The following is a 12,480-nucleotide window of genomic DNA, read 5'->3' as shown; positions in this document are numbered from 1 at the left end:
CGGGGGTGTGAGTTGACAAGTGCCGCATCGAGCCGGACTGGTGCACCGAGAGCCGATCGCACCGACGGCGCCGATTCGGCCCGCGACCCGCCGCCGGAATCGAACTGGGGGCGACGGGCGCGATCGACCGGACCAAGCCCGTCTTGTGACCCGACTCGCCGTCGAGGAGAGCGTCACCCACCACGGTACCGCGGTGGCGACGGCGCTCTCCGCCGGGCTAAGCGTCGCGGATTCCGTCGGCAGGATTTCTGCCACGCGCCGCCAATCGGGCCGAGGCAAGCACCTGCGTGAAAAGACGTTCACAAAGCGTTTACCGTGATCCGGCCGAATCTTTCCGGGACTCATGGAGATGCGCTGGTGGGACGACGGGCCCTTCGCGGACAGCAGGTGCCAGGATGGGCTGGTGAGCCGCCGTTGCTCGTCGCCGACGCCGAAAGCCGGGCCGTCGTCGATCGTCCGTATGGCGGTCGCGGAGCTATCGCGCGACGAACTGTCTCATATTCGGCCCTCGGTGAGCGGCGTATGAGTGACCCCGCCACCTACGACCGTGACGCGGCCGAACGCGAGTCGGCCGCGTACGAGTCGCCAGCGGCGGCGGAGCGCCGGTCGCTCGTCAGGGATCGACTCGCACCCCGCCCCGGCGAGACCGTCCTCTCCATCGGCTGCGGGCCGGGATTCGAGCCGGCCGAAATCGCACCGCTGGTGGGCCGCGAGGGCCACGTTCACGGCGTCGACCGGAGCGAAGCGATGCTGGACCTGGCGGTTCGTCGATGCGCCGACGCACCGAACGCGTCGCTCGCGTGCGGTGAAGCGACGGATCTGCCGATTTCGACCGGATCGATAGACGCGGCCGTCGCCGTACAGGTCTACGAGTACGTCGAGCCCCTCGACGCAGCCCTGGCCGAGTTAGAACGGGTGCTTCGACCCGGCGGCCGCGCGGCCGTCTACGACACGGACTTCGCGTCGCTGGTCTGGCGGACCGACGATTCCGAGCGGGCGGATCGGATTCTCTCGGCGTACGACGGTCACTGTCCACACCCCCGATTAGGTTCGGCGCTCGGACCCGCCCTGCGCGAGGCCGGGCTGCGGGTCGAGCGGGTCGAACCCAACACGATCATCGCGACCGAGTTCCCGGCGGACTCGTACGCGTTTCACCTCGTGCACGCCGTCCGGGACTACGTGGTCGATCAGGGCCAAATCGACGCGCGGGTGGCGGACGCCTGGGTCGAGGACCTTCGGAAGCGGGCCGATCGCGACGAGTTTTTCTTCAGCCTCACGCAGTACCTGTACGTCGTCGCGAAGCCAGCCGCGGCGCCAGTGGATTCGGAGCGCTGACCGAGGATCCGTCTGTCGTCCGCCACCGAATTTCTTCTCGCCGGTGATCGGATCCGGGCTGCGTTCGTGGCGGAGACGACCGCTTAGCCGTCCTGCAGGCGCTCCCACTCCGTTCGAAGTAGTCCGTACTTGAGATTGTCGTGGTACGCGCCGTCGTGGAATTTCACCCGCCGCTGGCGGCCTTCCAGGGTGAAGCCCACGGCCTCCAGGAGCGCTCGTGAGGCCTCGTTCCACTCGTACACCCCGGCGCCGATCGACGGGACGTCGTGGGTTCGAAAGATGGTCTCGATCGCGAGCGTCAGAGCTTCCCGGGCGTATCCCGATCCCTGGTGGGCCGGGGCGAGCCAGACGGCGAGATTCGGACGGACGCGAACGCGGCGGGCGAGGACGACGCCGATCGGCGTCACCAGTCCCGGGTCGACCGGTCCGGGCGTCGGGTCGTCGTCTTCGAGGCAGACGAGGAGGTGGACGCGATCGTCGTCTTCCGCGAGTGATTCGATCTCCGCCGCCACCCGAGAGCGAGACCGGATCGGACGCCCGAGGGGTTCCCGAAGTCCCGGTTCCGCGTAGGCCCGCTGGAGAAACGGGGCGTCTTCCGGTTCGACCGTCCGGAGGGAGACGGTCTCGCCGCGTTCGACGCGTGAACCGGGCATGTTAGCGCGTCACCCCCGCGGATGGCGGCGACACCCTCGAATCTGGATGGACCTGGCGTGGGGCCCGCTTCGACGCGCTCTCGCGCCCTGATCCCGGTTCTTCGGTCGAGCGACGGGACGGTCGAATCCGTCCGTCGGACGTGTTGCATCGTCGCGTGGTTCGGTGTCGGTGGATCATCGTTCAATCAATCGATCACGAACTCGCCGTTTCGCTGAATGACGTCGCCGTCCGCTTCGAGCCGGGCGTCCTCGCTCACGTCAACGAGCATGTCCACGTGGCGTGCGCTCTCGTTGTACGTTCGGTCGTCGGGGACGCACTCGCTCATCGCTTCACCGAGTGCGACGTGGACGGTCCCGGCCATCTTTTCGTCGAGGAGGACGGTGTGCGTTATCCGGTCGATTCCGGGGTTCGTCCCGATCCCGATCTCGCCGAGCCGTCGAGCACCGTCGTCCGTGTCGAGAACGTGCCGGAGCAAGGCCGCGTTCCGGCTCGCATCTGCCTCGACCACAGTTCCGTCATCGAACGTGAGGCGTGCGTCACGGATCTCCCGTCCACTCTCCCGCACGGGGAAGTCGATCGCGACCGTACCGGTTGCGCTGTCGACGACCGGCACGGTGGCGACTTCGCCGCCCGGCATGTTTTCGCGCCCGTCGTCGTTCAGCGCCGCCATACCGTCGATCGATAGCTGAAGGTCCGTCCGCTCCCCGACCACGAGCCGGAGCGTGGACGCGTCGTCGAGCACGGCTGCGAGGGTAGATTGGTGCTCGCGAATGGCGTCCCAGTCGACGTCGATTGCGTCGTAGATCAGGTCGGCCCACGCCGCGGTGCTCATCCCCGCGCGCTGTGCGTCCGCCGGCGTCGGGTGTTTCGTGATCACCCACCGCGTCCCGTCGAGGCGCTCGCGAAGGATCGGTTTCCGGGCGCGACTCACCGCCGCTCGTTTGGCCGGATCGACGTCGCTTAGCTCCGACGCGTTCGTGCGGCCGTCGATCAGGATCGCGACGTCGGCCGCCGCCATCGCCGAGCGATCGGCGCGGGTCGGTCTGTAGTCCTCGACGTCCATGGTGCGGTGGTACGCTCGACTCGCGCGCTGGTTCTGCCACCAGGTTCGCGGGCGGGCACCGCGCTCGCCCAGTCGCTCGTACAACGCGACCACCAGATCAGTCGCCTGCGTCGGAGCCGCGATGATAACGTCATCGTCAGCCCCCACATCCGTACAGTGATCGACGAGGAGTTCTGCGTGTCGTCGTATTCTGGCATCCATCGAATCCAACCCCGTACCCGGACACTGTAAGGTCTCTGCGAAGCTTCTTTCACAGGAATCCGTGACGTGATACGCGAACCCGGTCGATCCGGTGCGGGACGACCCGAGCCGCTCTGGCCGTCTCGCCGGCACTCCACCGCCCCATCGCAATCGAATCGGTTCGTCCCGGTGCGAGACCGCCTCGCCGAAATGCGACCGCCGACACCGGGACGGTGAAATTATCTTCGCAAATATATTACACTTCCTCGGTGCGTTTCGTGGCGTAGAATGCTCTCTCCACGGAGACGCGGAAACGCGAGGCGATGGGCGACATGAACGGGTTGGGCCGCGATCTCCTCGTCTACTACGGGTACAAGGCGACGACCGCGCGGTCGCTGTACCACCCGATCATGTTCCTGTACTTTCGGTCGATCGGGCTCTCCTGGGGCCAGATCGCGCTCCTCGAGGCGGCGGGGTCGCTCACGACCGTCCTCACCGAGGTCCCGACCGGTTTCGTGGGCGACCGCGTCGGTCGGCTGCGAGCGCTCGTCGTCGGGACCGCGCTAATCACCGTCTCGATGGGTGTGATCGCGTTCGCGGAGTCCTTCTTCGTCCTGGCGGCGGTGTATCCCGTCTGGTCGATCGGCTGGAACCTCCGCTCCGGGAACGATTCGGCCTGGTTCTACGACCGACTCGCTGCAGCGGGACAGTCGGATCGGTTCGCCGATCGAAGCGGTCGAGCCAAGGCGCTCACGCGCACCGTCGGCGTCGGCGGTGCGCTCCTGGGCGGGTACCTGGGAACGCTCGATCTCGCGGCCCCGTTTCTCGCGGCGGGAATCCTGTCCGCGCTCGGCATCCCCGCCCTGCTCGTGCTGGGTCGCACCGACCGCCACTACGTCCGTGACGGTCCATCGCCGAGGGAATCGGTCGGTCTCGTCCGCGACGCCCTCACGCTTCCCCGCCTCCGCTACTTCGTGCCCTACTACTTCGTCTGTATCGCCGGCGTCCTCGCCGTCGTCTTCATGTTCGCCCAGCCCGTCGTCGAGGCGCACGCGGCGACCGTCGGCTACGACAGCTCCGTCGAACTGCTGCTCGGCGGGCTCTACGCGGGGATCAGTCTCGTCTCCGCCGGGCTCTCGTACCACACGGGCGTCATCGCCGAGCGGATCGGCCTCCGCCGGTGGTTCTCGGTCGTTCCCGTCGCCGTCGGGCTCGGACTGCTGGGGCTGTCGTTCGTTCCGGCGCTCGTCCTCCCGGCGATCCTCCTCGCCCGCGGCGTCGCCGACGTCACGGGGACGCTGGCCGGGCAGTACGTCAACGACCAGCTGGGCGGGACCGGCCGGGCGACCGTCCTCTCCGCGATGCGGATGGTCCGGAAGCTCGCGGACATCCCGTTCCTGCTCGCGGCCGGCTGGGCGGCCGACGCGGGCCTCGCGACGAGCGAGGTGCTCGCCCTCGCCGGGCTCGGCCTGCTCGTCGGCGTGGCCGCGCTCGGCCGGTGGACTTTTTCCCGCTTCGCCGTCCAGTCTTCCTCGAGTAGTGGACGCTCGGCCGATGCACAGCCAGACCGATGACACACGACGATTCCAACTCGCGCGGGACTCGACGGGCCGACGAGGGCGAACGGAGCGCTTCGAGCGCTCGCGACGACGAGACGGCCGCGGCGTTCGGCGCCGTCGGCAACGAACACCGCGTCGCGATCCTGCGCGCTCTGATGGAGGCGTACCAGCGGGGCGAGACGCCCATCGCCTACTCGACGCTCAAGGACAGGATCGGGATGCGCGACAGCGGCCAGTTCAACTATCACCTCCAGGAACTCGTCGACCGGTTCGTCGCGGAATCGGCCGACGGCTACGCGCTGACGTACGCCGGCCGGACCGTCGTCTCGGCGATCGCGTCGGGCGCGCTCGACGAGTCGGTGACGCGGGCGCCGGAACCTGTCGAGGGAACCTGTTACGCCTGCGGCGCGGCGTCGCTGGTGATCCACTATCCCGGCCAGCGCGTCCGGATCACCTGCGCGGCCTGCGACGAGGAGGTCGTCCACATCCAGTTTCCGCCCGTAGCGGTCGCAGCGCGGACGGTCGCGGAACTGAAACGTGATTTCGACCGCTGGGCCCGCTCGTGGCGCTCGCTCGCCGGGAGCGGAATCTGTCCGGAGTGTGCCGGACGGATCGACGTCGAACTCGGCCGCGAGACGAGCACGCCCACCACCGGTGACGCCGACGTCCGGGCCGTCATCTCCTGCGAGCAGTGCTGGGTCCGCGGCGGCATGCCGCCGGGACTGACGGTGCTCGATCACCCCGCAGTCGTCTCGTTCTTCTGGGACCGCGGGATCGACGTCCGCGACCGACCTCAGTGGCGCCACGCCTGGGCGCTCGCGGACGATGGGCTGACCGTCGTCGAGACGGACCCGCTCCGCGTCGAGGTGACGCTGCGAGTCGAGGACGACTCGCTCACGCTCCGGATCGACGACTCGCTGCGCGTCGAGTCGGTCGTCGAGCGACGGCGCGGCTGACCGGAGGCGAGCGGCAATCTGCGGCCTCGACGGGCCCGGTCACGCGGGGTCGCCGGGTTCGACGCGTTCCAGGACGATCCGCTCGGCGAATCGCCCGCGATCGACGGCTTTCTCCTCGCGAATCTCCTCCAGTTCGTCGGCCGAAACTCCTCGATCGGCCCGGATCGCGTGGACGACCTCCAGCACGTCCGCCAGTTCGTCGATCGCCCGGCTCTCGACGTACTCGTCGACCTCCTCCTGCAGCTTCTCGGCGAGGCGTCGGCGGTACGCCTCGTCGTCGGCGACGTGCGTGACCGGCGTCTCGCCGTTCGCCTCGATGATCGTCGGAACCTCGTCGCGGACGAGTTTGTCGAACTCCTCGGCCATAGGCGTGCGTTCGGCGGTCGACGGATAAGCCCGGTGGTGGCCGGCCGCGCGTCAGTGGGGACTACGGCAGCGGGTCCGTGCGGCCTGCCGTCCCGTCGTGACGGCGGTGGAGCACGATCGGGTTCCCGTCGGGATCGGCGACCGTCGCGATGTCGCAGACGTCGGTCTCGAAGGGGTCCTGCAGGACCGTCGTGCCGTCCGCGCGGAGTTCCTCGACCGCTCGCTCGACGTCGTCGACGGCGAGGGCGACGGCGCCGCCACGGTCGGTCGGCTCGGTCCGTTCGGCGTCGTCCGTTTCGTCCAGCGCGAGCGTCGTGGGCGGGAGGGCGAACTCCGCCCAGCCGTACTCCTCGACGTGTCGTTCCAGTTCCAGTCCGAGTGCGTCGCGATAGAACGGCAGCGCAGTCCCGAAGTCGCTGACGGTGTACCGGACGAAATCGATCGCTCTGGTCTCCATACAGACCCATCGAACCGTTCGTACTTAGTCGTGGGGACGAGCCCCAGCTTGGCGAGTGCCTGCGAACGGGGACCTCCGTCGGGCCCGGCGACGGGCTGGCGATCCGTCGTTCGACGGCCCGTCAACTGTCCGTTCCCTGGCCTCGATGGCGTCGAACCCGGCGAGTCCGTTGATCCCGCTTCGACGGCCGACCATCCGCCCGGTCGACCGTCTCGCGGCGGTCGCTCGGAAACGGCCGGCGCTATCACGACCGTCCCTCGGAGGGCGTGTTCGCCGACGACGGGCATAGCGGGGGTCCGTAGTGGGTTGGCCTGCCCATCCGTTCACACGCATCGGTAGTTATATAATATTTGGCGTTTGCCACCGGAATGGAAGCCACGAACCCCACCGACCGCGCGGGGACGGGCGCAGCAATTGTCCCGGGTGGAACCGGCACCCGAGACGTGGCTTGCACGCCGCGGAGCGATTTGGTTGCCACGGTTGCGAACACACTACCGAGACAACACGGTCTCGCACGCCGGTCGTACGGTCAGCAGCTGTCGACGAATTCAGGCTTGATTTTCGAACTGGACGGCGAGCCCTCGGCTCCACCGAGACCGTCGTCGGTGAACTGACGGTGGTCAGGCATTCCAGTGAGCAGTCCGAGTCGGCGGTGGTCTGCGAGCGCTGCGGAATCGGATCGACGGACGAACACCGGGTGCGGCTCCGGGCGGAGCATCGGGGGCAGTTGGCGGCTCGGTACGCGGGGTCGGAGAAGCGAATCTGTGCGGATTGCGTGGCCGCACCTGGGAGGCTGGAGTGACCCGGCAACGGGAACATGTGGACAGGGGGTGAACGACCGGACAGGACGCGGAACTCTGTCGGTAGTTGAGGATCGGTCGGCGATTTTGTCCCTGTATTGGGGTTTCATCTCGTGAACCTGAGATGGCAGAATAGCGGATGTTACTGCTGTAAACAGCCGGTTTTCTTTACCGACTTGTATCACTGACTCCGTCCGCAGCAACGAATTCCATTACGTTCGTGATTCGGGAGGTGCGCGTCATCGCGCCTCTGACGGGTCTGCGTTCCACCGGCATCGGCGAAGTTCCGAACCTGATCGAATAGCCCCTCGGACTGGCCCGGATGCTGCTGCCGGAGCGCGGTGTCACATCACCCACCCGGTTTCGAACTCGCGAACTGGGGCCGGGAGGTAGGATTGATCTTTCCCCCGTTCGTCGGGACCGCCAGGATCGGGTTACGAAACGGTGGCACTCGGCCACCGGTTGGTTCATCCCGAAGCCACTGGAGGCGCCGTTCAGTAGATCTGCGGGTTGGCCGGGACGTCAGAACACTCCGATTATGAACCCGAGTCCCATGATGCTGAGGACGGCAGCGGAAAACGCCGGGAGGTACGGCGTGTACCGCTCGACTTTCGCCTCGGAGTGCTGGTACCCGGCAATCAACAACATCGTCAGTCCGACGATACCCACGATGACGGTGAGGGCGTACGCACCCATCAGTTCGAGGCAGTGGGTGGACCCGGCGCAGAGCGCGATTATCTCGAACTCCTCTTCGTGGGCGAACCCGAGCACGAACGCGAACCACGCGATTCCGAGGAGTCCGCGGTCGGCAGTCTCTTCGGGGTCATCGTGCGAATGCGAGCCCCCATCGACGAAGGGAACGAACCCCTTCAGTCGGGTGACCAGTCCGTCGTCGGTGTGGTCGTGTGCGTGGCCTCGCTCGTGAGACTGGCTTGAATGCCCGTCCGGATCGTGTTGGTGGTCGTGGTTGAGCTGGTCGGAGTGGCCGGCATCGTCGTGACTGCCGTGGGAATGCCCGTGGACGTATTCACGGATCCCGAGCGCGATGAGGAGGACACCAGCAACGAGACTGACTGGCCCGCCAATCTCGATGCCACCGACTATCGCTATCGGCTCGTTGACCTGCGTGAGGTTAAAGTAGTCCTTCGCGTAGAAGAACACTCCCACCATCGCGATACTGCTGATAAGGTGACCGACGCCGATGATGAGACTCGCCGCGAACCCATACACCCACTTGTTCGTCCGGTCGAGCGCGTACGAGGCGGCGATGGGCCACCCGTGACCCGGTTCGACGCCATGAACGGCACCGAGAGCGATCGCTCCGATGAACAGCCCGAGCGGTTCGCCGTGTAACATGCTGATCGAGAATCTGCTATCGGCGTGGATAACGGTTGTTAATACCGGAATGGGGGAGTCGTCATACGAGAGCCTCTTGTAGACTCACGACGAGATGGGTGCTATGCGAACGAGTTTCAATATTCCAGACGAAGTCGTCGACGAGTTCGACCGGGTCTGGCAAGAGCAGGATATCGAAAACAGATCGCGAGCGGTCCGAGAAGCGATGCTGGAGTACATCGAGTCTCACTCCCGCCTCGAAGCGACAAGCGGGGAGATCGTCGCGCTCGTCGCGTTCGATTATCGCCACCACGAGGTGATTCAGGAGCTTCACGCGGTCCAACACGAGTATCAAGACGTGATCCTCAACACGAGTCACACCCACCAAGGGGAGTGGTGCCTCGAATCGCTGTTTTGCCGCGGACCGGCCGATCAGGTTCGTACCCTCACCTACCGACTCCGCGACTTTGACGGCGTCAATCGGGTCAAGGTGATGGTTATCCGGGATGACGAGGACTAACGATCGGCCGGGGATCTCACAGGGGGTACGTTCGCTACGCGCTCCACCTGAACTGGACGATATCGGACGCGTTCGACGTCGAGAAACGGTGTGCGTGAGCGCAACGGGCCACCGAGAGGCGACGGCCGACGAAGCGGACGACCTACTCGAGATGGAGTTCCTGGCGATGCTCCTCTAGAGAGTGTTCTTCGAGGTCCGCTTTCGAGTCGAACGTGTCGCCGCAGATCGGGCACTCGTGATTCCCAGACATGGGAATTGTTCACGTCCGGCGGCGGTAAATAGGTCGGCCTTTCACGCGCTACTGATCGTGGGCGTCCCGCCGATCACCGGACCCCCTCTGCGGTTACGTTTCGATCCGAACCACGCGCCGAGATTTCCCTCCGGCAACCTGGTACCCCGTGCTGGGCGGTTGGCTGCTCCGTCGAACGTCCGGCAGCACCCGCCACGTTCGTCCACTGAACCGATCGATTCCGTGCCGGCACTTCGAACGTGGATGGGCCGAACCGACTGCGTACGAGGCGGACGTATTGTTCGTGAAATGACGAACTGTGATCTATCCCCGCTGAACTAGTATCCATCGACGGCATCCGAGAATTGCGGCCTTCGATTTATGAGCCTGACAAGAATACGTAACTCATGGTATCGCGTGACGAGCCCCTCGTTCGCCTGCTGTCAGATAGCACCGCTCGGGCGGTCTTGAGCACTCTGGACGACGCCTCTGGCGGCCTCCCCGTGACCGAGATCGCCGAACGAATCGTTGCCGAGGAGGGGGGAGACCCCGATCGGACGCCCGTTTCTCTCCACCACAACTACCTTCCTCGACTCGAGCAGGCCGGATTGATCGAGTACGAATCGGAAACGGGCGTCGCCACCGTGGCGGACGGCTCGGCGATCGACGCCGAGTGGATGGACGTCGAAACGCTCGGCGAAGTACTCTCACAGTTTGTATCGAGGGGGCAATCCGATCGGGTCGTCGGCCAACTGGAGGGGCGAGAAGCCGTATACACGTTCTCCCGGGAGTTAGCCGACCGGGCCGAGGACGAGCTCTTTTTGATATACGCGTCGGGCGAACTGCTCGACGAGGAGTGTCTCCCGTACGCAGAGCGAGCACTAGAACGGGGCGTCGAGCTGCACGCCGGGACGAAGAGCCGATCGGCTCGGGATTTCTTTCGGAATCACCTTCCAAAGGCGACGGTGTGGGACCCTCAGCTCGACTGGACGTACGAACGGTCGAGCTACCCCGAGATGAGCCGCCTGATCATGGCCGATCGAGAAACTGTCGTCGTCGGTCTCTGGGACGAAGGACTGGGTGGGACGAAAACGGAAATCGCGATGATCGGTGAGGGGAAAACCAACCCCCTGGTGGTCCTTACTCGCGAACTGCTCGGGTCACGAATAGATCATCTCGATTATCAGAGCGACGATTTCCTCGGCGATCTGCCGTTCGAGGGGTGAGCATCGATAGCTACGAGGTGTCGAACCGACGCTTCCGACGGCCTGTACTGGCCGATCACGTCGACTTCGGTCGAGTCCCCGATCGCGCTCCGCCCGCTGCGAGCTCTGGAGAGGAGCCGTACTACTAACCGTCTGGGGAGAATACGCGACCGATTCAGCGGCTTTCAGCACCACTCGAACCCGGCCGGCCTTCCTGGGGGTAACTGAACTCGGTGACCCGTCGGGCGACGACCGTCACGCTCGACGTCACCGGCTGGCGGACGCGGGTGGGCGTCGCTGCGGTCGACCACAGAGCTATCCGACTGGAGGGCCACCATTGCGGGATGGCAGACGATAAGCGCGGCCGAGACAAGCAGGCCCACGACGCCGACCGACGCCAGCGAGAGCGCGAGCTCGCCACGGAACTGGAGCGCGGGGACGAACGAGAACCGCCGGTGGAAGCGACGACCCTCGCCGATTTCGAGGCGGAACTCGACGCGATCACGTTTCCGGCGACGGGGACCGAGGTCGTCGCGGCGATCGGCGATCGCGAGATCGAATCGGTCCGGGGACGCCACAGGATCGCGGATCTGGTCCCGGAGACGGACGCGGAGACGTTCGACGCTCCGGCTGCCGTCCGGGTCCAGGTACAGCGCCCGACGGTCGCCGAGGCCATGACGCGGGTCGTGGAAGCCAGCACGACGCTTCGGAACACGGATTTCGGCTGGGCGCAGCGCAAAGCGTACGAGAAGACCTTCGAGGAACTCGAAGCGATCGATCCCATTGACGACGATGACGGGATCCAGGCCGTCAGCGACTGGATCGTCGAGCGAATCCGCGACACCGCGACGCTCCCGACGTCCCGGGCGGTACGTCGAGAGGCGGCGAGGTTCTGCCGGGCGAACGGCTACCAGGTCCGAAACGACGAGTGGCTCGGGATATAGTCCGACGACCGCGTGTGACCGTGAGGGACTGCGCGAACCCCACGAGCTGCTGTCCGGATTACTCATCGACGATCCGTCCGATACGAAATCGTCCCGCTTCGAGACGAATCCTCGCCGGTTCGAGTTATTCGGTCGTAGCGTCCGGCGGATAACGTCGCCCACCCGGAGGCCGCGCTCGAGGTGTCGCTCACACCGGCGCTCGAGTCTCCGGGGCCGGCCCCTCCGTCACCAGCAGAAAATACGAAACCGAGCGCATTCAGGCGACCAGTGCGTAGTTCGGCGGCGGGTTCGATTGAACGACCCGTTCGAAGCCGTCCAGTAGCAGGTCGACTGCGTTCTTGTGGGCCTCTTTCTGGCGATGGATGTGGGACGGGCGAACCGGTTGTGCATCGTAGGACGCGAACGCGCCGGACGGAGCGCTTTCTTCCGCTTCCACGTACGTACGTAATTCGACCAGTAGCGCGTGAAGGTGGATGAGCTCCTGGGTTTTCATGCGACCATCTAGCACACCGGTCGCTATATAGCATTTTGCCATCCGTATTTAGTGTGAGAATATTCGTAACACCCGGTCGCTCCCGGCATCCTCCTGACAGCCGCTTGGGCGCTCCTTGGTTCCGGTCTGTCCCCGGCCTGTGTTGAGCGACTTCCCATCTCGGATCGCGGTCGCTACGTCGCCATTCGCACTGTCTCCCCGACACGGCGCTGTCACCAGTACTGCAGCGGGGGGACGGACCGGTGGTCGGCTCGCCGTCACCGGTCTCCAATCCGAGAGCCACGTCCTGTGCGACGCCTCCACCCACGCCCCGTAGCGGCCCCTTACTTTTCACGTCCTCCCTGCGAGGTGACGTATGACCGACCATTTCGGCATCCTCGCCCT

The 12,480-nt window shown here is 65.7% G+C and carries 13 protein-coding genes; 6 read left to right on the top strand and 7 right to left on the bottom strand.

The genetic code is table 11. The annotated features are described in order from the left end of the window. The first annotated feature begins 522 nt into the window (after positions 1 to 522). Positions 523 to 1,335 carry a methyltransferase domain-containing protein gene (locus MXA07_RS16210; RefSeq protein WP_247729636.1) on the top strand — a complete coding sequence of 271 codons (813 nt, stop codon included), beginning with the start codon at positions 523 to 525 and terminating at the stop codon, positions 1,333 to 1,335. Between the two features lie 83 nt (positions 1,336 to 1,418). On the opposite strand, the gene MXA07_RS16205 is transcribed toward MXA07_RS16210, so the two are convergent. Both MXA07_RS16205 and MXA07_RS16200 read right to left on the bottom strand, forming a co-directional pair. Continuing rightward, positions 1,419 to 1,988 carry a GNAT family N-acetyltransferase gene (locus MXA07_RS16205; protein WP_247729635.1) on the bottom strand — a complete coding sequence of 190 codons (570 nt, stop codon included), beginning with the start codon at positions 1,986 to 1,988 and terminating at the stop codon, positions 1,419 to 1,421. A gap of 185 nt (positions 1,989 to 2,173) precedes the next feature. Further along, positions 2,174 to 3,253 (bottom strand): aminopeptidase, encoded by a 1,080-nt coding sequence (locus MXA07_RS16200; RefSeq protein WP_247729634.1) that lies wholly within the window; start codon positions 3,251 to 3,253, stop codon positions 2,174 to 2,176. A gap of 311 nt (positions 3,254 to 3,564) precedes the next feature. Between MXA07_RS16200 and MXA07_RS16195 the strand changes: the two genes are divergently transcribed. Both MXA07_RS16195 and MXA07_RS16190 read left to right on the top strand, forming a co-directional pair. Further along, complete coding sequence (locus MXA07_RS16195) at positions 3,565 to 4,806, top strand: MFS transporter (protein ID WP_247729633.1); 1,242 nt, start codon at positions 3,565 to 3,567, stop codon at positions 4,804 to 4,806. Then, positions 4,803 to 5,747 (top strand): helix-turn-helix domain-containing protein, encoded by a 945-nt coding sequence (locus tag MXA07_RS16190; RefSeq protein WP_247729632.1) that lies wholly within the window; start codon positions 4,803 to 4,805, stop codon positions 5,745 to 5,747. The genes MXA07_RS16195 and MXA07_RS16190 overlap by 4 nt, the downstream gene beginning before the upstream one ends. A 39-nt stretch (positions 5,748 to 5,786) precedes the next feature. On the opposite strand, the gene MXA07_RS16185 is transcribed toward MXA07_RS16190, so the two are convergent. The 3 genes from MXA07_RS16185 to MXA07_RS16175 form a co-directional block, all read right to left on the bottom strand. Further along, positions 5,787 to 6,113 (bottom strand): nucleoside triphosphate pyrophosphohydrolase, encoded by a 327-nt coding sequence (locus tag MXA07_RS16185; protein WP_247729631.1) that lies wholly within the window; start codon positions 6,111 to 6,113, stop codon positions 5,787 to 5,789. 61 nt (positions 6,114 to 6,174) lie between these two features. After that, complete coding sequence (locus MXA07_RS16180) at positions 6,175 to 6,570, bottom strand: VOC family protein (protein ID WP_247729630.1); 396 nt, start codon at positions 6,568 to 6,570, stop codon at positions 6,175 to 6,177. A 1,322-nt stretch (positions 6,571 to 7,892) separates the two neighbouring features. Continuing rightward, the gene (locus MXA07_RS16175; RefSeq protein WP_247729629.1) at positions 7,893 to 8,726 is read right to left on the bottom strand and encodes a sulfite exporter TauE/SafE family protein; all 834 of its coding nucleotides are present in this window, start codon (positions 8,724 to 8,726) and stop codon (positions 7,893 to 7,895) included. A 103-nt stretch (positions 8,727 to 8,829) separates the two neighbouring features. On the opposite strand from MXA07_RS16175, the gene MXA07_RS16170 reads away from it, so the two are divergent. Beyond that, positions 8,830 to 9,225, top strand: a complete 396-nt coding sequence (locus MXA07_RS16170) for a CopG family ribbon-helix-helix protein (protein ID WP_247729628.1) — start codon at positions 8,830 to 8,832, stop codon at positions 9,223 to 9,225. Between the two features lie 142 nt (positions 9,226 to 9,367). Here the strand turns inward: MXA07_RS16170 and MXA07_RS18325 are convergent, their stop codons facing one another. Beyond that, positions 9,368 to 9,475, bottom strand: coding sequence for a C2H2-type zinc finger protein (locus tag MXA07_RS18325; RefSeq protein WP_425492181.1), 108 nt, complete (start codon positions 9,473 to 9,475; stop codon positions 9,368 to 9,370). Positions 9,476 to 9,861: 386 nt separating this feature from the next. On the opposite strand from MXA07_RS18325, the gene MXA07_RS16165 reads away from it, so the two are divergent. Further along, complete coding sequence (locus MXA07_RS16165; protein ID WP_247729627.1) at positions 9,862 to 10,680, top strand: DUF7344 domain-containing protein; 819 nt, start codon at positions 9,862 to 9,864, stop codon at positions 10,678 to 10,680. Between the two features lie 323 nt (positions 10,681 to 11,003). After that, positions 11,004 to 11,603: a DUF5789 family protein gene (locus MXA07_RS16160; protein ID WP_247729626.1), complete on the top strand. Its 600-nt coding sequence runs from the start codon at positions 11,004 to 11,006 to the stop codon at positions 11,601 to 11,603. Positions 11,604 to 11,859: 256 nt separating this feature from the next. On the opposite strand, the gene MXA07_RS16155 is transcribed toward MXA07_RS16160, so the two are convergent. Then, positions 11,860 to 12,096, bottom strand: a complete 237-nt coding sequence (locus tag MXA07_RS16155) for a UPF0058 family protein (RefSeq protein WP_247729625.1) — start codon at positions 12,094 to 12,096, stop codon at positions 11,860 to 11,862. Positions 12,097 to 12,480: the final 384 nt, after the last annotated feature.

It is taken from the genome of Halovivax limisalsi (genome assembly GCF_023093535.1).
Taxonomy (GTDB): Archaea; Halobacteriota; Halobacteria; order Halobacteriales; family Natrialbaceae; genus Halovivax; species Halovivax limisalsi.
Note: the sequence above shows the minus strand (reverse complement) of the source record. Positions and strands in the feature narration are given on the sequence as shown.